Raw genomic sequence first — 26,371 nt, 5'->3', positions numbered from 1 at the left:
AAAGCGTGATTTGAGTCAACCTATCTTACCTAAACGCTTTAAAGCCGTAGTAAGAATTCTATAAATTAAAGTGTCGTAATCTACTCCACAAAAGTTTGCAAGCATTGGAAAGTCACTATAATTAGGGGCAAGACCCGGTAGAGGATTAATTTCAATAAAATGTAACGTTCCGTCGTTTGCCATACGAAAGTCAACTCTTGCGAAGTCGTTGCAACCCAAAATATTAAAGATATTCTTTGCCGTTTGCTTAATTTTTTTGCTCTGCTGTTCTGTCAATTCGGGCGGACAAACATATTGAACGTATTGCTCATAAATTTGTTTAACGGTATAACTATATACGCAATAACTATCTTGGGTAGGTTTATTAAATTTTATTTCCATAGGCTCAAAAACAGTAACGTCTTTACCGTTGCCGAGCAAACCTACGGTAAACTCTCTGCCTTCGATATATTCTTCAATCAAAACGTCTTGGTGGTAAGAATTAAACAAATGCTTAACTACTTCGACTAACTGCTTGTGGTTATTTACTACGCTTACTTCCGAAATACCTTTGCTTGAACCTTCGGCGTTAGGCTTTAAAATAACCGGAAAGGTTAACCCCGTAGCCTTAATTGGCTTATCTTTACTTGCGTAAAAATACTTTGGAGTTTTAATATGATACGTGCAAAGCACACGTTTAGTCAAGGCTTTGTCAAGCGCAACGCAAAGCGTTGTTTCGTCCGAACCAGTATAAGAAATACCATATAGATTTAAAATTGCCGGAACTTGCGCTTCTCTACCCCTACCGCCGTGACCTTCGGCAATGTTAAAGACTATGTCGATATGCGACTCTTTAAGTTTGTCTAAAATTGCGCCGTCTTCTTCAAACAGCTCAACTGCGCACCCGCATAATTCCAGCGAATGTTTAATTGCTTCGACAGTTGTGATATTGTCGTATTCGGCTTCGGCGTCAATCGTGCTTGTATCAACGTGTTTTTTAACATTGTAGCAAATACCGACTGTAAGCGTAGACAAGTAATTTCTAATTTCTGTTTCGTTCATATTATCTTCCTACTATTCGTTTTTGTGCCTATTATATGGTCGTATTAGCGCAATGTCAACAATATATCAACACTTTATTTTTTTATTTTTTAAATTAAATTAATAACAAATTATGGCTAAAACGTTGCTTATTTTTGAAATAAAATGAACTAAAATAAACCTTTCTTTTGCTACTTTTAGCATTAGAAATAACATAATGTATGAAAAATAAATATTACATTTTGTCTAAAAAAATAATATAAAAGTTTACTTAAAAATATAAAATAATTATGGCTAAAAGGAATTATTCTTCGAGCAAACGATAGCCTACGCCTACCTCGGTAGTAATATATTTAGGCAGTGTTGAATTATCACGCAATTTCCGTCTTATGCTAGCCATAAAGACACGTAGCGATTGGTAATCGTCGCTAACAGCGTAGCCCCAAACTTGCGCTTGAATATAACTATGAGTCAAAACTTTGCCTTGATTGTCAATTAAAAGAATAAGCATCTTGTATTCTATGGGCGTAAGATGGACCTCTACGCTATTTACATACACTTTGCGTTTATCTTTGTCGACAAATAAATCTTTAAGAACAAATTCGTTGTTTTGCTCGGGTGGAGTAAATTTACGTAGAGCTACCCTTACACGAGCTAAAAGCTCGTTGATGTTGAAAGGTTTGGTAACAAAGTCGTCAGCGCCTGCGTCTAGGGCTTCGACTTTCTCTTTTTCTTTATTTCTTACCGACACAATAATAATTGCAACTGCCGACTTAGCCCTTATTTGTTTGACTACTTCTAGCCCGTCAATATCGGGTAAACCCATATCAAGTAGAATAAGTTGAGGATTATTGGTTAAAAATAAAGAAATTCCTAACAACCCGCAATCTGCGCTAATAACCTCGTAGTTATTAGCTTTGAGCGAAGCGGTTAAAAATTTATTTATAACTTTATCGTCTTCGATTATAAGAATTTTCATATCTTACTCCTTGCTAGGTATGTTAAACTTTACAGTCGCGCCTTTGCCATTATTAAATGCCGAAATTGTACCGCCGTGCGCATTTACAATGGACTTGCAAATTGATAGTCCTAACCCTTGCCCCCTACCCTTATCTTGTTTTGTATTACAAATTGAAGCGAAGTCTTGAAATAAGTCGGCAAAATCTTGTTTAAAACCACCGCCGTTATCGGCAACTTCAAATACTATGCTTTGGTCTTGTTTATAGTAACTTAGCTCAATATCGCTACCGCTTGGAGTGTGTTTAATTACATTATCAATTAAATTTGTAAGCACTTGCATAAGAAGTTTGCTGTCGGCGTAAACATACATTATTTGGTCGTTTGGACGCAAAATTAAGTTGTGTTGTAAAAGTCGCTTGCTCATTCTTTGGCAAATTTCACTTAAAATTTCGTCGACAATCTCATTCTTCTTATCTATGCACAATTTATTATCGTCAAGCCTAGTCATTGACAAAAGATTATCTACAAATTCGTTCAACCTTTCTGTTTCGGTATTAATATCGGTTAAAAAGCTCTTTTTTATAGCGTCGTCTGCCGTTTCAAAATTGTCGAGTAAAAAACCCGAGCCTAGCGAAAGGCTGGTTAAGGGCGTCTTGATATCGTGCGAGATAGAACGCAATAAGGTTGAACGGAATTTCTCATTTTCGGCTTCGACCTTAGCATTCTTGCTAATTTCGGCAAACTGTTCCCGTTCAAGAGCGGTTACAGCGTGGGCGATATTTGTTTCGACAAACTCTTTTTGAGTATTAGTCAAACTAGATTTAGCGCAATTTACGGCAATTACTCCAAAAATACCGGTCTTTGTAGATATTGGGAAAAGAACGTATTCGCATTGACTAAATTTAGGCATATTTTTACCACAAATTAAGTTGTACGCAATAGCGTAGTCAATTTGAGGAGCGTTTTCGGTAAAATCTAAAAAATTGCCGACGGTAAATTTTTCGTTGCCATTGCCTATCATAATTGAAACTTCTCGTTTAAGATAATCGCTTAGTATTGATTCTTCTAGTTGAGCGATGCTCTCAATACCCTTACACAGAAGTAATTTTTTGCTAACTTGATAAAGCAAATCTATGCGTTTAGTGTTTTCGGCGCTAATTTCTATTTGCTTTTGTAAAGAAGTCGTTAGAGTTGAAATAACAACGGCTACTACAAGAAAAATCGCAAGCGAAATAATATAATTTGGGTCGTCAATTAAAAAGCTGTAAAGCGGTTCGGTAAATAAAAAGTTAAATAGCACTACGCAAAAAATGCCTGAAACTATGCCATAAACCGCTTTTTTTGAAATAATAAGTATAAGCAAGACTGCTAGAACATATATAAGCAAAATATTCTCTCGGCGAATATTGCTTTGGTCAAAAGCATAAGCCAACAAAGTTGCAAGTACTAAAATTAGTAAGTCAATTAAACTATTTTTGATTATTTCTTTTTTCATATAAGAATTGTTTGTGTTAAGCGATTGAAAAACAAATAAGTATCTCAATCGCTTGGTTGTTAGTTATTAGTGAGTTATATTACTATTTAAATTATTTCTTTCTAGTAAACATACGAGAAATTGCCACAAATACCACAAATATTTCTAGTCTACCTATAAACATACAAGTAGTCGATACCCAGTGAAGCAAAGGCGGAGCTGTCGGCGCAGTCAAACCCGCCGAAATGCCAACCGTACCTAACGAAGAAGCAACCTCAAACATACTGTCGGTTAAATTGTTGCCGTATGCCGAGAATATGATAGTGCCTAATGCAAATATTAATAAATACACCATTATAAAATTATAATTTTCGGCTATATCATCTTTCTTTACTTCAACTTTTTCGCCGACACGATAAATTAAATTTGTGCGAATTACGTTCTTATTAGAAAGTTTATCTCGAAAATTAAAGTAGACAGATTTCAACATCAAAGCTACTCTACTTTGTTTCAAACCGCCGGCTGTGCTACCTGCCCCGCCACCGATTAACATACATAATATTATAACACCATTAAAAATGAATGGCAAACCTGAAAAGTTGCTATTGTCGGGTAACATTTGGAAACCCGTTGTGGTTAACGCTGTGGTAAATTGAAAGAGTCCTACTCTTACAGCCATCCAAAAACTATCGGTAAACGTTGTCGCCGAATAGATTAATATGGGCAAGAATAACAGCATTACTATGCAGACTAATATCGTTTCGCTGTGTTTTACAACATTTTTAATTTTGCAACGCACAAGATTGAGCAAAACTAAGAAATTTGCGTTGCCTAGAAACATTAAAACAACGGTAATAATCTCAATAGGCGCACTGTTATAGTAAGCAAGGCTAGTAGACCTAGTTGAAAAACCGCCGGTAGAAAGACTGGCTATACTATGGTTAACCGCATCAAATAGCGACATACCAAAGCAACAGTAAGCTAACGTTCCTAACGCAATCAACCCGGAATAAATTGCCATTATTGTACGAGCAGATTTAAGTAAATTTGGCATAAGTCTATCGCTATGACCTTCGCTAGAATATAACTGCATACCGAATTTGTCCGAAACTATTGAAAAAACTATTAAGACAAAACCTACGCCCCCAAAAAAATGGGTTAAGCTACGATAAAGCAAAAGTAACTTCGGCGAATTGTCTACGTCTACGATAGAAAGTCCGGTTGTAGTAAAACCGCTAGTAGATTCAAACACTGCGTGCGTAAAATTATACCCCGACATCATAATTGGAATAGCGCCTATTAAAATAGAAATTGCCCAAATTGCCGTAACTAATACGGCGTCTTGATGGCGTTGAAGTTGAGCACGTTGCTTGCCCTTAATCAACAAAAAAAGCAAAAACCCTATAAATATCGAGGAAACGCCGGGTATTATATAATTTCTAGCGTAAATTACTTCGCTAGGATAAAACGGTAGAATAAGCAAAGGTATTAAGCACAAAATACCTACGGGTATCATAAACATACCGAGATAGCCTATAAGCATTTTTACGCCTTGTACTTGGGGCTTATTTACTAACAGTTGTGTTGTTGACATATCTAGTTACCTCGTCTACTTTGCTAGGCTCGCATACTATTACTAGCCTATCATAACCATTTATCGCTGTTTGCCCATTGGGAATAATAACTTGTGGTTTTCTAAAAATACAACTTACATTGATATTAGTTGGCAAGTCAAGTTCGGCAAGCGTCTTACCTACTAATACGCTATTGGCTTTGACTTCGAGTTCGGTAATAGCAATTTTTTCGTCCTCTATTGACAAACTTTTTATTAGACTATCTATTTGACTGTGATTTTTTACGGTTTGAGCAAGTAGATATGTCGAACAAATTATGCCGTCTATGCCTAAACTTTTAAAAAGTTCGACATTTTTTGGATTAATTACTGTGCAAACGCATCTTTTTACCAAATAAAGTTTTTTTGCCATTTGACATATTGAGTAGTTTGTTGCGTCATTATCGGTTAAAGCTATAAGTAAGTCGAAATTTTCTATATGAATTTCGTCAAGTATGCGTTTACTTGAAGGATTGCCACAAATACAGTCTATCTTATTATTTTTTGAGATATATTCGCAATAAGTTTGGTCTTGATTGACAATAACTAATTTGTTATTATCTTGTTTAAACATTTTTACTATATAATCTGCCTCGTGATTACCGCCGGCGATAACTATTTTCATATTGTTTCTCCTTTAATATCTAAATATTTCTCTACCGACAATAAAAAGGGATAGATTGGTTTAATTGTAGTGTCGTTAAGCAGTTGCCCTTTGTCGGCGTTTGCAAGTCTTACATATAAACGGGGTACGTTGTAAATGTAAAAACAGATATGGGAAAGTAACAAATTTGTGTCGTCGCTTTCGGTTGCGATTATTACTTCTTTTGCTTGTTTGATGCCTACTTTTTCTAAGGCTGTTTGGTCTAAGGCATCGCAACAAACCGTATAACCGCTAAACGATTGGTCAAGACGAGCAAAAGAACTTTCCTGCTTATCTAAAATAATAACTTCGCTACCTTGTTCGCTTAGTAAGCTAGCTAGCCTACTACCAAGCTTGCCAGACCCTACTATGATGATTTTGTCTTTGTTCATTAATCTACCTCTTTTTGCAGTAATGTAATACTGCGTATATATTTTGTTGAATAATATACAATACCTTGCGCTCCGTCAAATACTGCAAAGTCGCCAACAAATCTAAGAATAGTTCCTTCGCAACTGACAAGTCCGCTAGTTACGTTAAAAATTAATCTTACTCTTTGTCCTACTAATTCTTCCATATTTGCCTCCATAACCTTTTATTAGTATTATTTTATTACAAACCATATAAAGACGGTATGTGGAATAAGTCAAAGCGTATAAAGATAGTGTTAAGAAGTAAAAAAAATCAAGGCAACGATGTTTGCCTTGACTAAATATGTAAATAAATATAAGTTATTAATTAATACAAATAATGTAATTGTGTTTGACAACTATTTAAGTAGGTTTACCTTTTAACAATTTTGTAACCATAAATATTGAGTAACCAAATTATGTCGTCCATTAACTGGTAATCATATTTAATTACGTCTGCGTCGACAATCGAACAATTACGAACAGCTGAAATAATTTCTCTATATTTAAGCAAGCCTTTAAAAGTTGTTAAATTTGCGTGGACTCGTTTTTCTAAAAGTAAGGACTTATTATCTAACTCTATATCGCTGATTGTTGCGGGAATATACCCCGAGCAAAGCATATAAGCGTTCCAACGGAGATGCTCTTGAACTGCCAAAGCGTTACGAGGCGTACCGCTTACAAAGTTACAATCTCCGTAATCGACAATTTGTTTGCCATTTACCACCCTTCCGTTATAGACAATAGCGTCGTTTAAACTATAATTTGCCATATATTCGACCGAAGCGTCGGGCTTAGTAGAATTTAATTCTGCAATGTCAAAGCCAAGTAATTGAAGTTTGCTTTTAATAGATAGACAAGCGTAAATATTTGACTCTCGTTGAGCCTGATTCCACGTGACATACCATTTATTTAAAGCTTTTTCTTTTACTTCATTAATATTGTCATTCTTGCTGTCTTCAATAGCGTAGCTAAGGTGCCTGCCTTTTGCCATAAGCTCTTTCTTTTCGTTAACAATTTGATTAACATTATAAACTACCGAATTTTCAGCTCCAAAAGTAAAGAAACCGCCCTTTACCGCATATTCTTTTAACACAACTTGATTTGTTAAAACATCGTCACGTATTTTAACAAAAATTTTAGTATTTGCAAGCATTTCCCATTCGAAAAGTTTGGAAGTAATTTTTTCTGCTAAATCGAGATTTTCTAGGTCGCTACCAAAAGCTATAATTAAATAATTATAGGCTAGCTTTGTCTTTGAAGTTAAATTCTTAAATATCGACGCATAAAACTCTTGGTCGTTGACATCTAAAACTTCAAATTTTTCATTTGCGCTCTTGCTAGGCAAATCTAAGTAGTTGTCTTTGTCAGCCAAAATTCTTGGATATTCGTGAGAATATCTAAAATAGGTGTGATTTAAATTTTTATCATTTTGAGAGTTTTCTTTGTCGTAAATATAGTAATTTACGGGTTTGTCTACTAACTCATTTTGACTTATAGTCAAAAATTGATTATTTGCAACCGAAGTTAAAAAAAGTTGTTGATTAGTCTTTCCAAAACCTATTAAAGCTACGTTTATTTCAACATTTTCTTTAATAGTTGCCGTTTGATAATCAATTTGCTGTTCGTCCATAAACTGCGTTAAAGGATATTGTTCTACAAAACTCATAGATATTAGCTTGTATTTGTTGACGTAATGAACTCGGCCTTTGGTTTTTTCAACAAAATGAATAAACGCCGAAGAATTCTCAGGCTCGCCAAAAATATAACAATTTAGACCGTTTGCATTATCTATCGATTGAACTTGCAAAAAATAGTCGTTTATTAATTGGCTAAGTTGTTTGGTTAAAATTAAATTTAAATGGTCGTCATTAGTATTTACTATAACATTTATTGATTTATCGGTAAATTTTCCAAATGATTTTTTAATTAATTCCCCTATATCTTTTTTGTAGTTATAACTTTTATAGGCTTTTTTCATAATAAAAAGCTCTTCTTTACTATGTTGATCCATGTCGGCAAATAAAATTGCTTGCCCGTCAACGGAATCAAGAATTGATAGGTTTTGTTTGTTATAACCAACTACAATGTAGACTTTTTTACTTAATTTAAAAATTTTTTGCTTGCGAAGATAATTTGATAAATTTTGTCCAAAGAGAGTAACCGAAAACATAATTGCGTTAAGAAAGGCTAAAACATAGCAAGTATAAATAGCAACGCAAAAATACAAATTGTCTTGCATTAAGTTGACAACGCTATCATAACTAAATTTAAGCACTACTAATTCTACGCCACATTGAATAGCCAGTAAAATTGACGTTAATACCGAAAAGTTATCATAGATTAAGCCTAAGAGAAACAGCGGAATTGCGACAATATAAATAATCACAAATTTACCACGCTGAAAACTTTTTAAAAATGCTAATTTATTAGCTCTATTTGAAAAAATAAGTTTAGCAAGCGTAAAGACGACTAAACAGAACATAGCTATCAAACAAAGCGTTATTACAACAGTCATAAAATTCCTTTTTTAGTTAATATTTAAATAAATAGTTTAGTTGTTAACGACTAAATTATATAGTTCTTCTACGCTTAGAACACCTTTTGATACCATAAGTAATTTGTCGTTGTATTTGTCTACCGTAGCGTTAAGAAGTCTAATAATGTAAGCAAATGCGTTGTCGCAAATTAGACCATCAAAAATACCGTAAGTAAGTCTATATACAATTCGACCCGAGCTAAGGTCAAAGTCAAAAGACCCGCTTGCTAATACATTGTTAATTGCGCAGAGCGATAAAGCTATATTTTTCTTTGCATCATTTTCAACTATAAAAGGTAACGGCGAAAGAGCGTATATTATTTGACGAGATGCGTCAATTTCGATATGAAACTGCATTGAAAGGTCGTCGCCCGAATACGACAAGCTAACATTAAATCTATCATTTGTCGTATCAGTGTCATAATAAATTTTATTTTTATCTAGATAATTACAAAATTTTTTAAATACTTGGCTTGCATTTTTCTGTGTTTGAACAGATGCTTCCATTGCTATATCCTCCATTATTGTTTGATTAAAAATTACAATTACATTAATTATTTTATCATAGTATTTTCATAAGTCAATGTTTATAGTAATTATAGTTTTGTTAAAATATTTGTAAAGTTGTTTATAGTAAAAACTATCTAGTGTTTAAATAAACCCTATTGGACGCTTTTTCTTATCGTTTAAAGTTGAAAATTCTTTTTCGTAAGTAGCGTTTTTGAAATCTTCACACTTTAAAAGCATTTTTTCTTCTTTTTGTAATTTCGCCCTTGTAACAGCTTTGCCCCAAACACGTTCAAATAAGTTTCTTGCGTAACGAGCGTTGCTAAATTCTTTGGCATTTATAATATCGTCGGGTAAAGCGTCGAAATATTTTTTTGCTACTTCCTTAAATTCTATTTCGTACTCAAAGTTTCTACCCGCCATAGACATAAATATATTGAACAAATCTTCTCTTGAATAATTTGGAAAATCTATTATGTACGGCATACGACTTTCTAGCCCGGTGTTACCTTTTAATAAAGACTGCATTTCTTCTTGATATCCAGCCATAATTATAACAAGGTCGTTGCGATGATTCTCCATTTCGGCGATAAGCGTAGTTAAAGCCTCTTTGCCATAATCTCTGGAATCTTTCTCGCCGGTATAAAGCGAATAAGCTTCGTCGATAAACAAAACCGAACCATAGGCGTCTCGACAAATGCTAGACGTTTTTGGGGCAGTTTCGCCTATATACATACCGCAAAAATCTCTACCTGCATACTCAAAGAAATTGCCGTTGCGTAAAATTCCCCTTTCTCGCAAAATTTTACCTAATATTCTTGCGACGGTAGTTTTACCCGTACCGGGATTGCCGACAAAACGCATGTGTATACAGGGAGATTCTACCGATTTATTGCGCAAAGAAAATTCTATTTGCGTTACAATTTCTTCAACTTTGGCTTTAATCTTTTTCATGCCGATAAGTTTGCCTAGCATTTCTTCTCCGCTTAAATTATTGCCATCGTTTGAAGTTGCAAGAGTTAGAATATCCTCTTTTTTAATTATAACGTCATCTTTTTTGTTAGTTACATTGCTTAATTGCTTCTTGTAAATCATTTCGTTGATTACTTTACTTACTGTCTTAAAGCCGTAAAATTTGCCGTCGCTTTTTTCTTCAAAAATACGCTCGTTTAAAATTTGAACGGCGTCGTCTTCCATTTCAAAACCCATAGCTTTAATTTCTCGTTTTGCAAAAATGTTAAGCTCTTCATTATTAAAGGGAGCAAATGAGATATTTTTTATATATAAAATATCCGCAATACTGCGAGAAATATTCTCTAAAATGTCAGCTTCGATAAAAGGCGCGCGAAAGACAATTACTACTTTTTCTAAATTGCTTAAATCGGTCAAAAACTGCTTAAATTGTATGTTGTTGGTTTGATTTATCCAATTACTAATGTCTATACAAACCATTTTATTGCTATATGCGTAAGATTCGATTGAAGAAATTGAGTCGACTAATTGACTTGCGGTATCTTTATTTGGCGAAGGAAGTTTTATTTCCTTTACTGTATCGCAATCACAGTTAAAGATATCTAGCGCATTAAGCAAACTTGCGAATAATTTAAGATAGGTTGTAAGACCACACCCTTGATTAATTGCAAATAAATAATGTTGCGAAAGAAAACTATTTATTGTTTTATATTTGATAATTTGAGGAGCGACCGAGATAATCTCGTTTACAAGCGATTTAAATTCTTCGCACCCCACCAAATTATCAACTTCTTGTTTTACTTCATCTAGATTACTTATCTTTTCGGTTTTCTCGTCGGTAAAAAAATCATCTAAAACTTCTTCGTCTTCTTCGTCTTCTTCTTCGTCTTCGAAATCGTCGCTTTCTTTGTCGTCTTTATGGCTTTCGGTTGAGGCAAGGAATTCTTTGGGAACAAAGGTAGTTTCTTTCACGCCAATTTTTGGCGAAGTATTAATGCAAGTATCGCTAAGTTCTTTTAAAATTGCTGATTGAATTTCTTTGTCCTTGCTACAAGGCGCATTTTCGCCTATAAAAACTTTTATAGCGCATTTTGATATTCCTAAGTCCACAATTATGATATTAGTATAAAGTTTTTTCAAAAGGGATTTTATTGCGCCTATTGCATATACTCCTCTCGGCTCGTTAAGAAGTTTTTCGGCGTCAAAAACAACTGTAACTAATTTAACTATCATTTAAATCTCCTTAATTTTATTTTCTACTTCATTTTAGCAAAGATACGACTGTTTGTCTATATCATTTTTTAATTATATAAATACATTTGTTAATTTATTTATCAGCTAAACAAAAAATGTATTTTACGCTGGCATAAACTGCAATATAACAAATTAAATTTGATACTAACAACAAAAACAAGCCTAGCTTTGGCGTTATGTCGGTATAAAAACCAAAAATATACCGTTATTACTTAAAAAAGCAATAACGGTATATACGTAATTGACCAAAAGTCAGCTCTGGGCAGTGTACCGCTTTGAGCAATACTATTTTGCAAGAAAACAATGTCAAGCCAAAAAATAATCTTGGCTAAACACTTTTTCTGTTGATGCGGACTAAATTAAGTTTGTTAGTTTGCCTTGTTCTTAGCGCCTTGTCTAACTTTAACTCTACCTCTTAATTTAAGGAAGTCGTTTAACTCGTCAGTGTAGATGCCCAGTATGTTCATTAATTTGTCTGTTCTTTCATTCTTGGTGAAAAGCAAAATTAGTGACAAAAATGTATTCCACGACATTTCACGGGATTGATTCTCAATAGATAAAACCGTATGTCTGCTTACACCAATAATTTTTGCAATTTCGTCTTGAGTTAAACCGAGATGCGACCTGAGCATATGCAAGTTGTCCGCCATAGCTGTAGTTAGTTCTTGTTTGTTTTGTTCACTTAACATAATATCTCTTTCCTTTTTAAAAAATTTGCCATTTTTATATTGTCTTATGTATGAAATCGCTTACCCCCCTATTCCTTATTATACATATTACACCATATATTTTGAAATGTCAATAATCGTGAGATAACTTATTTCCTTCTTTTACTGTGAAAAATGCAATATATTACATATAATAAGATATTTTATGATAAATATAATGACATTTAATCAACTTTTACTCTATTCATTTTACAGTTAATTTAAGTTTGCCTAGTGTTTATTACGTGATATATTCGTGATATATTTATCTTTTAAGTGCTATTAGTTACAATTTATCAAGTAGAAAATTATAACTAAGCTAGCAATCTTAAATTTAATTACATAGAAAATTATAACCTTTTTAATCTATTGTATACTAAATTAAATTTATTTAGTTAATTGACAATAAACGATTACGATTTATATTGCATTTTGAAATACTAACCGAAATATTTTGTTGCAAAAATAATTATTGCGACTAAGCCAACAATTCCCGCAAGAAATAGAGCTATAAGTAAGGTTTTAAGGCGTTTAAATTTTGCCGTAAACCTAGCGACTTCTACTTCGTCGTTTGCCTTAAAATCTGCTAGATATTGGTCATAACCTAATTCGGTAATTTTTGTTAAAGCGACTTGCAAAGTCGTAGCTACGTTTTGCTTGATTTCTTGAATAAAATCGGGCGTAAACATAGAAAACTTTCCTTTGCGTTTGGAACTAAGCGAAGTAAAGTTGTCTATAAGTTTGCCGACCTTTGTCGCCTCGGCTATGTCGCTATCAAGTGGTATGATGTTGTAAACGAATGAGAAATCATAATAGGCTTGCTCTTCCGGTCTTTCTTGGGTAGTAGTACCGTCCGAAAAATCATAATAACTGCGTTGGCAATCAATTTTTAGTCCTAATTCGGCAAATTGTTGACTAAAAGACAATACTATTTCAACTAGGGAATTGTAAGCCGTATCCTCATATTCTATAACGGCTGATTGGTCTTTTGTATAAAAATAATTTTTCATTTATCTCACCCTATTTGCTAACAATTATTAGATATATTTCAATATTTTATGATTGTATCACATTTGAATAGAGAAATGCAACACTTTATGTAAATTTATAAACTAAAATTATGTTAAAACAATACCAAGGGTTTATGACAAACAGTATGTTATTGCCTAAATATACTTGACTTTGTTCGGGCGGTAGAATACAATTAATTTAATTGGCATCACAAAGGAGCTAGGTAAATGAAGCGCAAAAGAATAATTGCTAATATGGTATTTGCATTAGTTATGATTGCGATTATGGTTGGTATAATGTGGGGTTTTTCTGTACAGTTAACTGATACTTCTACAACAGAAACTTATGAAACATTAAATGAAATATCGCAACATCACAACAAAGCCTTTTTAGACAAAATTAATAGTAAATTTAGTATAATGGAAATGGTATCCGTCCTACTTAAAGATATCCCTGACTGGTCTAGCCAAGACACTAAGATAATATTGCAAAGCGCTGTCGATAAATGCGAATTTATTCGATTAATTGTTTGCAACGAGGACGGAGACAGTTTTTCAAATATAGGCGACAGGGTAAATGTTAGTCACCGTGACTATTTTAAACAAGCTATGCAAGGATTTAAAAATGTCAATGAACTTGATAGCACGCTTGTAGAAGGACAAAAAACCCTAACAATTACTATTCCTATTAAAAATGACGACGCCGTAATAGGCGTTTTATGCGGAGCGTACCCCGTTTCTAAGGCTGGCGAATTGCTACTTAATACGATATATTTTAGCGAAAGCTACGGATTTATTGTATCGCTTGACGGCAATATTATATTGCAAAGTCAACACGAAGACAATATGTGCGACGAAAACAATATATTTACTTATCTTGCAAAAACAACGCTTAAAGATATATCGCTAGAAGAAATTAAAACCGCTATGAAAAAAGGTTCTTCAATAAGCTTTGCCTTCAAATATAATGGCAACCGAAGATATGTTAGCTTCACGCCCTCCTTTATTAACAACTGGTACACTCTTAGTTTTACCTCAGATTCGTTTATGTTACAACGAGAAAAACAAATGTCTAGCCTTGTGCTTACCCTTGTGCTACAAATAATTGTTGCAGGGCTAATATTGTTGACTTGGATTGCGCTAAATTACAAAAAGCACAATAGGCAAATTGTACTGGCAAACGAGAAATATCAATCACTACTTAGTAACATTAACGGCGGTGTTATTGTAACCGAACACGCTAGAACGCCCGAAAATACCATCGTTCTTTACGCCAGTCAAGGTTTTACCGATATGACAGGCTACACGCTAGAAGATATACAAAGTCTATTTAATGGCAAGTATTTAGACGTTATGCTTGAAGAAGATAGGCAAGAAGTATTTGATACCTATTTAAAACAGTTGCAAGTTGGCAATACATATAAAATGCCCTATCGCATACATAAAAAGAACGGCGATATTATTTGGGTAATGGACAACGGTTTCCTTGTAGAAGATAACGGAGAATTGCGCAATCACACTATTGTAACCGATATAACCTTAGTTAAACAGCAAGAAGAAGAACTTAGACTTAGTCAAGAACGTTTTACGGTGGCAATTAATTCGTCAAACGGAGCGTTATTCGAACTTGATTTAAAAAAGCAAATATATACTCACTTTGAAAACGCCGAAAGAATATTTGGCGTTTCAGCCGAAAAAATATTTGCCGATACGCTTGCCTATTCGACTCTGCCCTATAACGAATTTATAGATAAAATTACTCATTATTTCTTTCACCCAGACGATTATTTAATAGCTACAAACAATACTATGGAAGAACTGCTTGAAACCGGCTCGACAAGTTATCAAGCTCGCATTAGAAGGGGCGACAATAGCTTTATTTGGGCTAGATTTGACTTAACGCTATGCAAAGATAATCTTAACCGTCCTTGGCGAATAGTTGGTATAATAAGCGATATTGACGAAACCAAAAAACACGCTGACTACCTTGAAACTAAAACGCAAATAGACCAAATGACAGGTTTATATAATAAAATGGCGTGTTCTACAATGGCTAATGCCTCCTTGCAAAATAATACTAATAGCTTATACGCTCTTATTGTTCTGGACATTGATAATTTTAAGGGCATAAACGATACTTTGGGACACGCTTTTGGCGACCTTGTGCTAATTGACGTAGCTACAAAACTTAAAGATTTCTTTGATAAAGACGATATCGTAGCTCGTATTGGTGGCGACGAATACGCAATACTTATGAAAGATGCTATTTCGTCAAATAATATACTTAAAAAAGTAACGGCTACTTCGGCTATGCTTAGACAAGTATATCAGGGCGAAAAAGGCGACTATAAAATAACGTGTAGTATGGGCGTTATAGTAATAGAAGATAAGTTAGAATCTTTTGACTCATTATATCGCAAGGCCGACGCCGCCTTATATAAAGCAAAGCAAGGTGGTAAAGATACGTTTGTGCTGTATGACGAAAGCGAGGCGGATAGTTATTCTATTGAAACTAAACGCACAAACGACGAAGAATTGCACAACCTAAGGACGTCGCACAACATAGAAGAACGCATATTTGAATTACTATATTCTTCAAAAGACTTTAATATCAATATCAATATGGCGCTTGCCGCAATAGGACAAGAATATCACGTAAGCAGAGTGGCTATATACGAAAATAACGAAGACAATACTTTTACAAGCAATACCTACGAATGGTGCGAAAAAGGCATACCTCCGCAATTAGAAATAATGCAAAATGTGCCTATGAGTTTTGAAAACAGTTCAATACTTGAAAGTTTTGATAGTAACGGTTTATTATATTGTAAAGATACGCTGGGATTGCCTAGCTATATGCGTTTACTATTTGAAAAACAAGGCATTAAGTCCGCCCTACAAACCACAATAATAAACGAAGGAAAGATAAGCGGATTTATTGGTTTTGACGATTGTATTAAAAATAGAGTATGGACGCTAGAAGAAATCGAAGATTTATCATTTTTGTCTAAAATTATAGACGTATTCTTATACAAAAAAAGAACCGAGGCCGTAGTTCTTGCAAATTTAAGCACACGACTTCAAATATTAGATGTTTTGCCAGACTTTATTTGCGTTGTCAACCCTAGAACACATTCGATAGAATATACAAATATGCAAATGAAGACCTTAATCCCCTCTGCGATTATGGGTTCGTTCTGCTTTAAAACTTTAAGGGGCGGTAGAAATTCGCCTTGTCAAACCTGTCTAGTTGAAAAAATTAAACAGGGCGACACACAAGACTTAACTATCACTAGCGAGGACGGAAAAACTGAGATAAAGGTAAACGCTCTAACGATTAATTGGACAAACGACCAAAAAATGGTTTTACTTTACGGTAAAGAAGGCGGAGAATTTTAATATGTTATTATCAACAAAACAAATAAGTCAAAAATGGGGAATTTCACAACGAAGAATTGCGATACTATGCAAAGATAATCGAGTTTATGGCGCTCAAAGAGTGGGCGCTAATTGGGGCATACCCGATAATGCGATAAAACCTATCGACGCAAGAATTAAAAAAGGTAAGTACATTAAAACAAACAAAAAGTTGAGTTAAAAATAAATTAATTTCAATTAATAATATTTGCTAAATTAATTAAAGCCTTTATAAATATAATTTTATAAAGGCTTTTCTATTTCGCTTAGACCTTACTTAGCTATTATCTTTGCTTAGAGAGAGGTTTAGTTTGTTTTTAAACTACTTACTTCTACTAGAAGCGTTAAAAAAATAAAGCTTAAAGTAATTACAGCTTATTATATAAAACAAGTTTCAAATAACAACTGTTACTTTGACTTATATTGAGGATAAATTTTCAATTACCTGATTAATTTCTTGCATTTCTTGGTCGATGTGCGCCATCTTTTCGGCGCAAGACTTTAATCTTTTGGTAATTTGAGTGTTGTCTATGTCTTTTTTATATTTTATTTTGTGTTCGACGCTTGCCCAACTATCCATCGCCTCAGTACGAATTTGCACTTCTACGCAAACTGGAATTTTACCGTTAGAAAGAAAAATTGGCACGCTAACTAGCAAATGCAAACTGCGGTAACCATTTGGCTTTGGCGATTTAATGTAATCTTTGGTTTGTATAAGCGTTATATCGTCTTGTTTGGTTAAAAGGTTGGCAATTTCATATATATCGCTTACAAATGAACAAATAATTCTTACGCCGGCAATATCGTGTAAACCATTTTGAATATTATTGATATTTACTGGCAAATGTAGAAATTCTAGCTTTCTAAGTATGCTAATTGGCTTTTTAAGACGAGTTACTATGTTTTCAACAGGGTTGCGTTTATATTTAGTTTCAAATTCTCGGTCAAGCACAACTATTTTTGTACGAACTTCCTCCATTGCGCAATCATAATGCATCATAACTTCTCTAAACGGTTTAATAGACTCTAAGAACTCTGCAAGATTAACTTGTCCTGCAAGTTCGGTTAAATTTTCGGTATTTTCATTTTTGATAATTTGTTCGTCCATAATTTATCCTTACTAATTGTAATGTAATTTAGATTATTAAGTTATTTAATTATTTTTACTTAGTTTTATTTTTAAAATAAGCAAATTTTTGTTTTAAACAACTTTTGGGTTGTCTAAATTTGCAAGTTTTTCGGGCATATCAAGTTTCTTTAAGGCACGTTTAAATTGAACGGCAAATAAACAAACCGTAAAAGTAATCGCTATTACGTCGGCGATAGGCTCGGCAAGGTAAACCGCCATTACTTGGTTGGTTATTATTTGTGGTAAAATATAAATAAGTGGTATTAGCGTTGCAAATTTTCTTACCAAAGCGACAATAATTGAAGAAGTTGCGTTGCCTATTGATATAAAAGTCATTTGGCAGGCTATTTGTATGCCCATAATGCAAGAAACCGACATATAAATTCGTAGCGCCCACTTGGTGTATTCTATTAATTCTGGCACGGGCGTAAACATTTTTGCAAACATTTGTGGGAAAAGCATAATCAACGCCCAAAGAACGGTCGAATAGATTACGCATATTTTTAGCAATAAATAAAAGGTCTTTTTAACTCTTTCGCCATTGCGAGCGCCAAAATTGTAACTGCTGATTGGTTGAGCCCCTTGCGAAAAGCCTTGTAGCGGTAACATAGTAAATTGCATTACGCTAGTTAGAATGGTCATTGCGCCGACAGCGATATTACCGCCGTATTGATATAACGAAGTATTAAAACAAATAAAAAGTATGCTTTCGCTTGCCTGCATAATAAATGGAGCAAGTCCTAACGCAAGACAAGGTAATATTATCTTTGGGGTAGGTATCATATTTTTAATATTTAATTTAAGAATAGTCTTTTTTCCAACAAGGAAGAATATTATCCAGGCAGTAGAAATAGCTTGGGAAATAATTGTTGCAAGCGCAGCCCCTTCTACTCCCATATTAAAGCCATAAATGAAGATTGGATCAAGTATAATGTTAGCTACTGCGCCAACTACGACGGTTAACATACTTATCTTTGCAAAACCTTGCGCAGTAATAAAAGCGTTCATACCCAAAGTAAGCTGAACAAAAACTGTGCCGATTGCGTAAATAAACATATATCCGCTTGCGTATTGAATTGTTTCTGCGCTTGCGCCAAAAGCTAAAAGAATTGGGCGATTCCAAATTAGAAGAATAACCGTAAGCACAGCTGAAACAACTATTTGCAACGAAAAACAATTACTTAGCGTCTTTTGCGCCGATTTATAATCGCCTTTGCCCATAAACATTGAGGCTCGGGGAGCTCCGCCCATACTTACAAGAGCGGCGAAAGCAGAAATAATCATAATTATAGGCAAACACACGCCAACGCCGGTTAGCGCAAGGTCGCCGTTTACAGACATATGCCCGATATAAATACGGTCGACAATATTATATAGCATATTTATAATTTGAGCGGCTACGGCGGGAATAGTAAGCTTTAACATCAATTTGCCGATTGACTGCGTTTCGAGGTCGTTTTTCTTGTTTTCTTCGCCAACTGGTTGAGTTTGGCTGTCTAGGCTACTTTGTTCTTCAAGTTGAACTTGGCTACCTACGCTACTTTGTTCTTCTAGTTGAACTTGGCTGTCTACGCTACTTTGTTCGCTCTTATCGCCGTTATTAACTTTGTCTTGTTCGCTTACATTAAGCGGAGTCTTTTTATTTTTACGCATTTTGCCATTCCTTTTAAGTAATATTTACTAATATTATAGACTATTAAATAATAGTATTGATTTAGTTATCTTCAAAATTTAATTAATTATTTAACAAAAAATTTGTTCGTATTCTAGTAACATATAATGATTATATTAATACTTATTATGTTAAATGTCTAGCTTTTGACGCCTAACAAAACCTAAGTTTAACCTAGTTTTCACATTTGAGTTACATATTTTTATAAAATATCTTGTCAAATAGCATCGATGAAGTTTGTAACGTCTTAAAAAGAAAAATAATAAATTGCTAAAAAATAATACTAAACAAAAAAATAATTTCGACATTGACTAATAAGTTAAGTGATGGTATACTTCAATAGATAAGCCTATCTACAAAAAATGAGGAAACAAATGAAAATTAGATTTATTAAAGAAAATAAAATACTTCTATCGACTACGACTGCTATGTTAGTTGCAATAGGCGTGCTTATGCCACAAATACTGCACGCTATACCTAACGCCGCAACCCTACTATCGCCAATGCACATACCTGTGCTTTTATGCGGACTTATTTGCGGAGGGCTTATGGGCGCAATTTGCGGACTTCTTACGCCGACAATGTCTTTTCTAATATTTGGTATGCCACCATTTCCAAACGCCCTTGTGCCAATGGTATTTGAGCTTGTCGCTTATGGTTTATTCTCTGGCATATTTATGGAGATTTTTACGCAAATAGACAAAACTAAAAAAATAAACTATTTGCTAGCTCTTGTTTGCGCTATGACGCTAGGTAGAATTGTATTTGTAATAGCTAGGGTAATACTCTTATCGCTAATAACGCCGGACATAACATTTGTCGCAATACTTGTTGCCTCGCTAACAAGCGCATTTATAAATACTTGGCTAGGAATATTAATACAACTTATCTTAGTGCCTGCAATTTTACTTGCGTTAAGCAAAGGTCATATTCTAGAAAAATATGACTGCCACTTCGCCCCAAAGGAAAAACAAAGCTAAATAATATTTAGTTAACCAATCTAAGTTTTGCTAAGAATATTATTACATACATAGTACTCTAAGCCAAAGGTATTTATTCGTGCTATCACCCATTAACTGTAATTTTAATACAAAAAAGCAAACCAAACTTGGTTTGCTTTTATTTTTTCTTGTCAATTACGTTAATCTAATTTGCTACATTAATGGCGCAAACAGTTGAAGAATACCTGCCTTGATGCGATTAAATATGTTGCGACGCTTAGTATTTTTGTTGGTAATTTGTTCGCAATCTTCAAAAGTTAAGTCAAAGTCTTGCAAAACATCACTCAAAACTTTGGCATCGTTAGTGTAAACGGCTGACTCAAATTGTTGGTAAAAACTGCGTAAGTCAATATTGATTGAACCTATTACTACGGAATTTTCGCTTAAAACAAGTTTGCTATGCACAAAACTGTTCTTCATACAATAAATTTTTGCTCCGCTATCGATTAATCTTTCGGCATTATTTCTAGAAACGCTGTATACCAAAGATTTATCGGGTATGCCGGGCAAAATGATACGCACGTCAACTCCCGAAAGCGCCTTATTAGCTAGCATATTAATTATGCTGTCGTCGGGAATAAAATATGGACTCATAATATACAACTTCTCTTTTGCCGAAGCCATTATATTTAAGTACGTGTTTTTGCCAATAGCCGAAGCATAGTCAAGTCCGTCGGCGTAAGGCATAACTACCGAAGTATTTGTAGTAGGCTGATTTAGTTTTAAAAAAGGTAAATAGTCTTGTTTTGTTTTGGTTAAAAATTCCCATTGACGCAAGAAAATTAAGGTAAAACCATCGACAGCCGTTCCGTCGAGTCTTACGCCTGTATCTTTCCAGTAACCGTACATCTGCTTTTCGTTGATATATTCGTCGGCGATGTTAGACCCGCCGGTATAAGCGGTTTTGCCGTCTACTACTATTATTTTACGGTGGTCACGGTAATTTAAGGCAACGTTAAAACGTGGAATTAAGCGGTTAAAAGCAAATATTTTTATACCGTCTTTCTTTATTCGCTCTTTTGTGCTGTTAAGAATTGTGCGGTGGCTACCCATATCGTCATAAATTATACGAATGTCAACGCCCTCTTTCGCCTTTTTGGCTAGACAATCTAGCAAACGAGTAAGAAGAACGCCGTCGGCTATGATAAAAAACTCCATAAAAATAAACTTTTCAGCTTTTTCAAGTCGAGCTAAAACGTCGTCAAAAAGTTGAGCGCCCGAAGGAAAATATACAATATCTGTATTGGTATATGGTATGAACAAACCCGTATTATGCAAATACTCAACGTCTTCCTTAACGGCGGTATTTGCGTTTATGGGCGCAACATATTCTCCTCGCAAATTCTCGGTTGCGCTGTATATTTCATTATAGCGTCTTTTTGCACGAGCAAAAAAGATATGCTCGTCCGATAAAATGTATATTATATAGGCAAAGCTAAAACAAATAATTAAAAATAGTATCCAAACTGCCTTGGACTGTCCGTTTTTCTCGGTAGAAAGCACGTGAATACAGGCAATTAAGCTAAGCGCAAATGAAATAATCAAGTACCAGCGGTAAGCCGCCAAAAATAAAAAATATAAAAAAAGAAAACTCGCAAGTTGCCAAACTATTAAAAACACAACAAAAACGGTCTTAAACACGCCGTAACCATTATTTTCGGTTTTAATTTTTACAGTTTTGGTATCCCGAGAGTGAACCTTAAAAGCATACCGCTTTGACCTTAGCGTAGTAACCCTTTTCATACTTTTTCTCCAACAAGTTGCCTTGCCTCTTGGCAAATAATAGCTATTTCTCTATCGATGTCGTCCGAAAACTTAATATAATTTTTAATCTCGGTTTTAAAAAGTTTTTTTATCTGTATGCCCAAAATTGCTAAAAATACTATGCTACCCAAAACGGCAAAAATTCCGCCAAGAAGTCCTAATAACGATTTGGCGTATTGCACGAGCAAAATACCCCCTATTGCAAGTCCGCAATCGCAAATACCCAAAGGAATACCTAACCAAGCCGATTTAGAGTGTTTGTTTTTGCAAATTTTGCCCAATTTATTAAGAGCGGTTTCCATATTAACTTGAAGAAGTTGCAACCTATCCTTGTTAGCTATTTTGTGTTTGCGTCGAAAAGAAACGTGAATGATATCGTCAAACTGGTCGTCGTCGGCGCTCTCAATTACTTCCCAACAAAAATCTTTATAGCACGATAAAATTTCGTTAGGCTTGTCGGTCTTAATCGCAATCGTCAAGTAATCGTACCGTGAATAATCTCTATTTGGTTTTAACTTCATTTTTCCCTCATTTGTTTTACTTTTAATTATTTTGTTGCTAATTAAGCAAAAAAACAAAACAATAGATTAACATTTGTTTAATCTATATTATTATAACAATTAATGCCTTTAATTACAATAGAATTTCATATTTTTTATAAAATTAGCAAAAAGACGCCTTCTGCCGTATTTAACAAACAGAAGGCGTCTTGAAGAAGACCATTTAAGTATTTGAAATTAATAAGTGTGTTTCAGTTTTTGTGCTATAATTTTAATTCATTGTAAAGTTTTACTTAATTACTAATAGTAATGTTATTTGTTATAGTCAGTAGTTGCTAAAATAATATTTTTAGTTTATTGTTTAATATTGTGTAGCAGAATTAATGTTCTAAGCGACTACGCTGCCATTAATGATAAGTTTGCAGTTGCAGTGTACTCTACCAAGTTTACCAGCCGAAGCTTTGTTATCAGTGGTGCTGTTAAATAGTTTGTCTACCGCAATGCCATCATAAGTGTCAACATAGATAAACAAGTTGCCGGCCGTGCCCACAGGTATCAAACTGTCAATACCGTTAGTTAGTGAGGTGTGTTTAAGCACATTAATCTTGCCGTTTGCTTTAAAGTTATTTACGACTACGTCAATGCCTGTTCCAGTGGGAGCGCCAGCTGTATACGACGTACCACCGAATAATTGACCAAACCATCTAAACGATGTAGAATGAGCACTAAGCGCCTTGATGTTCATTTGACCCTTAAATTCGCAATTTGTTAGGGTAAAGATTGAAGGCGTGCGAGCTATAATATTAGCGTTAGCTCTTTCATCTTCGCCACAAAGCTCTCCAAATAGTCCGCCTGCGATAGTCCTATAATTGCATTGTACGTTAAGCGTAGCAGACGACACACAGTTCGTGTACGTGCTTGTTCCGCTGACAGCATAGACAATACTGGCTATTCTATTGCCGCCCGTAACCGTACCGCCAACGATGTTGATATTTGTAAGAGTAGTTTTGGATGCGCTACCGGCAAGTATAGCGGAATATGTGTAAAGGTGACCCGTAACAGTTACGTTAGCGTTTACGAAAGATAAGTTTTTAATTTCGCTACCTGCTCCAAGATAAGTAAACAAACCAATAAAACCAGCTTCGGTATCAACAGATGAATTAATTGTAAGGTTCTTAATAGATTTGTTATTACCATCAATCTTGCCGGTAAATGTTTTGTTGGGAACGGGTTCAATTACAATCTTATCGGCAACAGTACGTGTTGTAATTTCGCCGATAGGTATCCAGTTGGCAATGCTAGCAAGGTCAATATCATTCATAATCTTGTAGTAGTTACCTTTATTTGCATCTGCTGTCATATTTCTAAGATTGTTGAGCTCTTGCGCAGTTGTTATTTGGTATGGGTCAGTTTGCGTACCAGCGCCTGTCGCAAAGTTAGCGTCGATTGGGTCAGTAACTACACGATAATTAAAAGTAATTTTGCCAATTTCTTTACCTTCTTTAAATGTAGCAATTATCTCATAATTACCAACTACCTTCTTGTAGTTTGCTCCGTCTACGCCGGAACCGGTGTAAGTAATGTTTACAGTTAGGGCGTTAACCTTGATAGTTGCCGGAAGACCAGCAGTAAGGTCAAGCGTTACGCTAACTGGGTCTGCTACGTCTTTTACTGTAAATTTAAGCGCTACTGTCCCTAAATTCTCAGTGGCTAAAATTGCGCTTTTTGGCGCTGTTACAAGCTCAACTTTGGTAATCTTACTTGCGCCACAAGAAGCGAGCAGTGACGTCATTACAACTATTAGTAATACTAACGCTGTTAATTTTGTTACTTTTTTCATTGTTTTTCTCCTTATTATTTTTATTTATTATGCAGGCATACTTTGCCATTGCACAGTTAACTATTTAACCATTTTATTTGTGAGTGGAAATACTGCGTCTGTTTCTATATAATTGACCTCGCCATAGGCTAATATTGTACCGTCTGCGTTGAAATAAGTAATTCTAATGGCACTAGCGTTGCGAATAGTCCCATCGGCGGATTTGCCGAAAGAAATATAATCAACGTTAAACGTTGCCATAGCCCCCCTTTCTTGTGTTGTAATGTCAATATAGAAACTTGACCCAACCGGCACAAAGATAATCGTTCCGTCTAGCGGACACGCAACAATTTTTCTGGGGTCATTGGGTTTTGATTCACTTACTGGATACATAAGCATAACTTGAATTCTAAAACTGTTGTTTACGCTAGGTTGAGCGACTACAATATTTGGATTAATAGTATTAGAAGTAATTACGCTAGGTACGGTTGCCGACACTACGGTGTCATTTGTTAAATTTACAAATGTTCCTGGTTTTTCAGCTGTTACAGATAAGCTTGAAATTGTGCAAGGTATAATTATTGGATTTACAACTCTTATTTTTATATCAGGCTGATATGTCTTAAAATCAGAGACCGGCAAAGTCTTTAATCCATCAATAAAAACAACATTTGTAAAGTTTAATACCTGAACCAAGCTAATGTCCGTTTTTGGGTTTTCTATCGAAGAATAGAAGCCATCGCTAGCAATATATAATGTTGTTGCAGGTGAAAAATTTTGTAATACTTCCTTTACGTTAGGATTTAAAGTTGCAATGGCAGTGTTAAACGTAGCTAACAGAGTGCTACGACCTACGCTATTCTTGTTGGCTTTTTTAGTTTCTTCTATTAAATTTTTAATAGTATTAATTGCCTTTCCAACGGGCTTGTTATTATTTGAGTCCATATATAACCAAGCCGTATTGTTTCCAACTGCTTCAAGAGCCGAGGGAAAGTTCAAAATCTTCGCCTTTGGTTGGGCTGGTTCGGCGTATGCCGAACTTATATTATTTAAAGCATTAAAATGACTATCATTTACTTTTGCGCCCACCGGATTTAGCGTGGTAGTGTCGTCGTCAATTACCATTTTGTTGTTAGCTCTGTCATACCAAAGCGATTTACCTTTCTGCTCCGCTTTTAAATCAAATTCGATTAAAATATTCTTAACTTCATCGGCTGTGAAGTGCGAGACCTTGTAGTCAAGCGCAGCAAGAGCCAAATACTGGTTCATATTTTTAACGTTGGTTGTGTCGTTGCTAACCCTAGCTCGCTCTATTACCATACCAAACGTAGGAATAAGTACGCCGGCAAGAATTGCAATAATTACTATTACTACAATTAGTTCGACAAGGGTAAAGCCTTTCCTTTTTTGTTTCATTATTTATCCTCCTTAAAAATAAATTATATTTTTAACTAAGATATGGTTTAGATATCTTAGTGGTGTTTTTTTATAAGTAACGACAAATAGAACTTATATTAAGTCAAATTTTGCATAACGCAAAAAAGAGAACTTTAACAAGTAAATTCTAATTGTGATACAAAGATGTGATTAAATTAAATTAAGAAAGTTTATTGATTGAAACGACTAAATTGAAGATTGCGTTTGGTTAAAGATACGAAAGAAGAAATAGATTTGAGTTTGATAGAAATAAGATAAGATACCTTTTTAAAAACAAAGTTAATATAATATGTAATAGCCCTAAGCGAATACGCAAGCGTAGAGATGCTTAGAGCTACTACTATTTGAGAAGTTATTGTCTGTACGAATACGGCTACGCCTGAGCCGTTAGTTATATTAGATACAAAGTCTCTTACAAATTGAATTTGAGCTTCGGTTAGATAAGATTTAATAAAACTAGAAACTTCTACATAGTTTACCGAAACAAATATAGATACTAAACCTACTATGGAAAGTACTAAAAA

The 26,371-nt window shown here is 34.5% G+C and carries 22 protein-coding genes; 3 read left to right on the top strand and 19 right to left on the bottom strand.

Going from position 1 to position 26,371, the window contains the following annotated elements; all coding sequences use genetic code 11:
* Positions 1 to 15: 15 nt before the first annotated feature.
* The 12 genes from RR062_00110 to RR062_00055 form a co-directional block, all read right to left on the bottom strand.
* The gene (locus tag RR062_00110; GenBank protein MEG2026130.1) at positions 16 to 1,041 is read right to left on the bottom strand and encodes an ATP-grasp domain-containing protein; all 1,026 of its coding nucleotides are present in this window, start codon (positions 1,039 to 1,041) and stop codon (positions 16 to 18) included.
* A gap of 283 nt (positions 1,042 to 1,324) precedes the next feature.
* Positions 1,325 to 1,999: a response regulator transcription factor gene (locus RR062_00105; GenBank protein MEG2026129.1), complete on the bottom strand. Its 675-nt coding sequence runs from the start codon at positions 1,997 to 1,999 to the stop codon at positions 1,325 to 1,327.
* 3 nt (positions 2,000 to 2,002) lie between these two features.
* A complete protein-coding gene (locus tag RR062_00100) occupies positions 2,003 to 3,475 on the bottom strand; it encodes a DUF4118 domain-containing protein (GenBank protein MEG2026128.1) in 1,473 nt (490 codons plus the stop codon).
* A 91-nt stretch (positions 3,476 to 3,566) separates the two neighbouring features.
* Positions 3,567 to 5,048 carry a TrkH family potassium uptake protein gene (locus tag RR062_00095; protein MEG2026127.1) on the bottom strand — a complete coding sequence of 494 codons (1,482 nt, stop codon included), beginning with the start codon at positions 5,046 to 5,048 and terminating at the stop codon, positions 3,567 to 3,569.
* Entirely contained in the window at positions 5,020 to 5,691 is a 672-nt protein-coding gene (locus tag RR062_00090) for an NAD-binding protein (protein MEG2026126.1), read from the bottom strand. Before RR062_00090 ends, RR062_00095 begins: the two co-directional genes overlap by 29 nt.
* Complete coding sequence (locus RR062_00085) at positions 5,688 to 6,101, bottom strand: NAD-binding protein (protein ID MEG2026125.1); 414 nt, start codon at positions 6,099 to 6,101, stop codon at positions 5,688 to 5,690. The genes RR062_00090 and RR062_00085 overlap by 4 nt, the downstream gene beginning before the upstream one ends.
* Positions 6,101 to 6,286, bottom strand: coding sequence for a hypothetical protein (locus tag RR062_00080; protein MEG2026124.1), 186 nt, complete (start codon positions 6,284 to 6,286; stop codon positions 6,101 to 6,103). The genes RR062_00085 and RR062_00080 overlap by 1 nt, the downstream gene beginning before the upstream one ends.
* A 206-nt stretch (positions 6,287 to 6,492) precedes the next feature.
* Positions 6,493 to 8,637, bottom strand: coding sequence for a hypothetical protein (locus tag RR062_00075; protein MEG2026123.1), 2,145 nt, complete (start codon positions 8,635 to 8,637; stop codon positions 6,493 to 6,495).
* 36 nt (positions 8,638 to 8,673) lie between these two features.
* Entirely contained in the window at positions 8,674 to 9,165 is a 492-nt protein-coding gene (locus RR062_00070; protein MEG2026122.1) for a hypothetical protein, read from the bottom strand.
* Positions 9,166 to 9,309: 144 nt separating this feature from the next.
* On the bottom strand, positions 9,310 to 11,370 hold the full coding sequence (locus tag RR062_00065) for an AAA family ATPase (protein ID MEG2026121.1): 2,061 nt from the start codon (positions 11,368 to 11,370) through the stop codon (positions 9,310 to 9,312).
* Positions 11,371 to 11,759: 389 nt separating this feature from the next.
* Positions 11,760 to 12,080 (bottom strand): helix-turn-helix domain-containing protein, encoded by a 321-nt coding sequence (locus RR062_00060; protein ID MEG2026120.1) that lies wholly within the window; start codon positions 12,078 to 12,080, stop codon positions 11,760 to 11,762.
* 458 nt (positions 12,081 to 12,538) lie between these two features.
* Positions 12,539 to 13,108, bottom strand: a complete 570-nt coding sequence (locus tag RR062_00055) for a hypothetical protein (GenBank protein ID MEG2026119.1) — start codon at positions 13,106 to 13,108, stop codon at positions 12,539 to 12,541.
* Between the two features lie 228 nt (positions 13,109 to 13,336).
* Here RR062_00055 and RR062_00050 point away from each other — a divergent pair, with 228 nt between their 5' ends.
* Both RR062_00050 and RR062_00045 read left to right on the top strand, forming a co-directional pair.
* Positions 13,337 to 16,507 (top strand): diguanylate cyclase, encoded by a 3,171-nt coding sequence (locus RR062_00050; protein ID MEG2026118.1) that lies wholly within the window; start codon positions 13,337 to 13,339, stop codon positions 16,505 to 16,507.
* Between the two features lies 1 nt (position 16,508).
* Positions 16,509 to 16,706 (top strand): DNA-binding protein, encoded by a 198-nt coding sequence (locus RR062_00045; protein ID MEG2026117.1) that lies wholly within the window; start codon positions 16,509 to 16,511, stop codon positions 16,704 to 16,706.
* Positions 16,707 to 16,943: 237 nt separating this feature from the next.
* On the opposite strand, the gene RR062_00040 is transcribed toward RR062_00045, so the two are convergent.
* Together RR062_00040 and RR062_00035 are read right to left on the bottom strand one after the other, a co-directional pair.
* Positions 16,944 to 17,633, bottom strand: coding sequence for a GTP pyrophosphokinase family protein (locus RR062_00040; protein ID MEG2026116.1), 690 nt, complete (start codon positions 17,631 to 17,633; stop codon positions 16,944 to 16,946).
* A 93-nt stretch (positions 17,634 to 17,726) separates the two neighbouring features.
* Positions 17,727 to 19,079, bottom strand: a complete 1,353-nt coding sequence (locus tag RR062_00035) for an MATE family efflux transporter (protein MEG2026115.1) — start codon at positions 19,077 to 19,079, stop codon at positions 17,727 to 17,729.
* A 621-nt stretch (positions 19,080 to 19,700) separates the two neighbouring features.
* Between RR062_00035 and RR062_00030 the strand changes: the two genes are divergently transcribed.
* Entirely contained in the window at positions 19,701 to 20,306 is a 606-nt protein-coding gene (locus tag RR062_00030) for an ECF transporter S component (GenBank protein MEG2026114.1), read from the top strand.
* Positions 20,307 to 20,480: 174 nt separating this feature from the next.
* Here RR062_00030 and cls read toward each other — a convergent pair whose 3' ends face one another.
* The 5 genes from cls to RR062_00005 all read right to left on the bottom strand — a co-directional run.
* Positions 20,481 to 22,070 (bottom strand): cardiolipin synthase, encoded by a 1,590-nt coding sequence (gene cls / locus RR062_00025; GenBank protein ID MEG2026113.1) that lies wholly within the window; start codon positions 22,068 to 22,070, stop codon positions 20,481 to 20,483.
* Positions 22,067 to 22,612 carry a hypothetical protein gene (locus RR062_00020; protein MEG2026112.1) on the bottom strand — a complete coding sequence of 182 codons (546 nt, stop codon included), beginning with the start codon at positions 22,610 to 22,612 and terminating at the stop codon, positions 22,067 to 22,069. Before RR062_00020 ends, cls begins: the two co-directional genes overlap by 4 nt.
* A 367-nt stretch (positions 22,613 to 22,979) precedes the next feature.
* Positions 22,980 to 24,431, bottom strand: a complete 1,452-nt coding sequence (locus RR062_00015; GenBank protein ID MEG2026111.1) for a hypothetical protein — start codon at positions 24,429 to 24,431, stop codon at positions 22,980 to 22,982.
* 60 nt (positions 24,432 to 24,491) lie between these two features.
* Positions 24,492 to 25,826, bottom strand: a complete 1,335-nt coding sequence (locus RR062_00010) for a prepilin-type N-terminal cleavage/methylation domain-containing protein (GenBank protein ID MEG2026110.1) — start codon at positions 25,824 to 25,826, stop codon at positions 24,492 to 24,494.
* A gap of 191 nt (positions 25,827 to 26,017) precedes the next feature.
* Positions 26,018 to 26,371 (bottom strand): hypothetical protein (locus RR062_00005; protein ID MEG2026109.1); only part of this gene is annotated, 354 nt, incomplete at its 5' end.

It is taken from the genome of Clostridia bacterium (genome assembly GCA_036654455.1).
GTDB lineage: Bacteria > Bacillota > Clostridia > Christensenellales > CAG-314 > JAVVRZ01.
This window is presented reverse-complemented; position numbering and strand designations above follow the sequence as displayed.

Bases quoted from the DNA above. Each gene is read 5' to 3' on its own strand.
- cls (MEG2026113.1), bottom strand. From the start codon at position 22,070: ATGAAAAGGGTTACTACGCTAAGGTCAAAGCGGTATGCTTTTAAGGTT.
- RR062_00050 (MEG2026118.1), top strand. From the start codon at position 13,337: ATGAAGCGCAAAAGAATAATTGCTAATATGGTATTTGCATTAGTTATG.
- RR062_00035 (MEG2026115.1), bottom strand. From the start codon at position 19,079: ATGTTAAAGCTTACTATTCCCGCCGTAGCCGCTCAAATTATAAATATG.
- RR062_00075 (MEG2026123.1), bottom strand. From the start codon at position 8,637: ATGACTGTTGTAATAACGCTTTGTTTGATAGCTATGTTCTGTTTAGTC.
- RR062_00040 (MEG2026116.1), bottom strand. From the start codon at position 17,633: ATGGACGAACAAATTATCAAAAATGAAAATACCGAAAATTTAACCGAA.
- RR062_00055 (MEG2026119.1), bottom strand. From the start codon at position 13,108: ATGAAAAATTATTTTTATACAAAAGACCAATCAGCCGTTATAGAATAT.
- RR062_00110 (MEG2026130.1), bottom strand. From the start codon at position 1,041: ATGAACGAAACAGAAATTAGAAATTACTTGTCTACGCTTACAGTCGGT.
- RR062_00045 (MEG2026117.1), top strand. From the start codon at position 16,509: ATGTTATTATCAACAAAACAAATAAGTCAAAAATGGGGAATTTCACAA.
- RR062_00080 (MEG2026124.1), bottom strand. From the start codon at position 6,286: ATGGAAGAATTAGTAGGACAAAGAGTAAGATTAATTTTTAACGTAACT.
- RR062_00100 (MEG2026128.1), bottom strand. From the start codon at position 3,475: ATGAAAAAAGAAATAATCAAAAATAGTTTAATTGACTTACTAATTTTA.
- RR062_00065 (MEG2026121.1), bottom strand. From the start codon at position 11,370: ATGATAGTTAAATTAGTTACAGTTGTTTTTGACGCCGAAAAACTTCTT.
- RR062_00015 (MEG2026111.1), bottom strand. From the start codon at position 24,431: ATGAAAAAAGTAACAAAATTAACAGCGTTAGTATTACTAATAGTTGTA.
- RR062_00095 (MEG2026127.1), bottom strand. From the start codon at position 5,048: ATGTCAACAACACAACTGTTAGTAAATAAGCCCCAAGTACAAGGCGTA.
- RR062_00030 (MEG2026114.1), top strand. From the start codon at position 19,701: ATGAAAATTAGATTTATTAAAGAAAATAAAATACTTCTATCGACTACG.
- RR062_00105 (MEG2026129.1), bottom strand. From the start codon at position 1,999: ATGAAAATTCTTATAATCGAAGACGATAAAGTTATAAATAAATTTTTA.
- RR062_00020 (MEG2026112.1), bottom strand. From the start codon at position 22,612: ATGAAGTTAAAACCAAATAGAGATTATTCACGGTACGATTACTTGACG.
- RR062_00060 (MEG2026120.1), bottom strand. From the start codon at position 12,080: ATGTTAAGTGAACAAAACAAACAAGAACTAACTACAGCTATGGCGGAC.
- RR062_00070 (MEG2026122.1), bottom strand. From the start codon at position 9,165: ATGGAAGCATCTGTTCAAACACAGAAAAATGCAAGCCAAGTATTTAAA.
- RR062_00090 (MEG2026126.1), bottom strand. From the start codon at position 5,691: ATGAAAATAGTTATCGCCGGCGGTAATCACGAGGCAGATTATATAGTA.
- RR062_00085 (MEG2026125.1), bottom strand. From the start codon at position 6,101: ATGAACAAAGACAAAATCATCATAGTAGGGTCTGGCAAGCTTGGTAGT.
- RR062_00010 (MEG2026110.1), bottom strand. From the start codon at position 25,826: ATGAAACAAAAAAGGAAAGGCTTTACCCTTGTCGAACTAATTGTAGTA.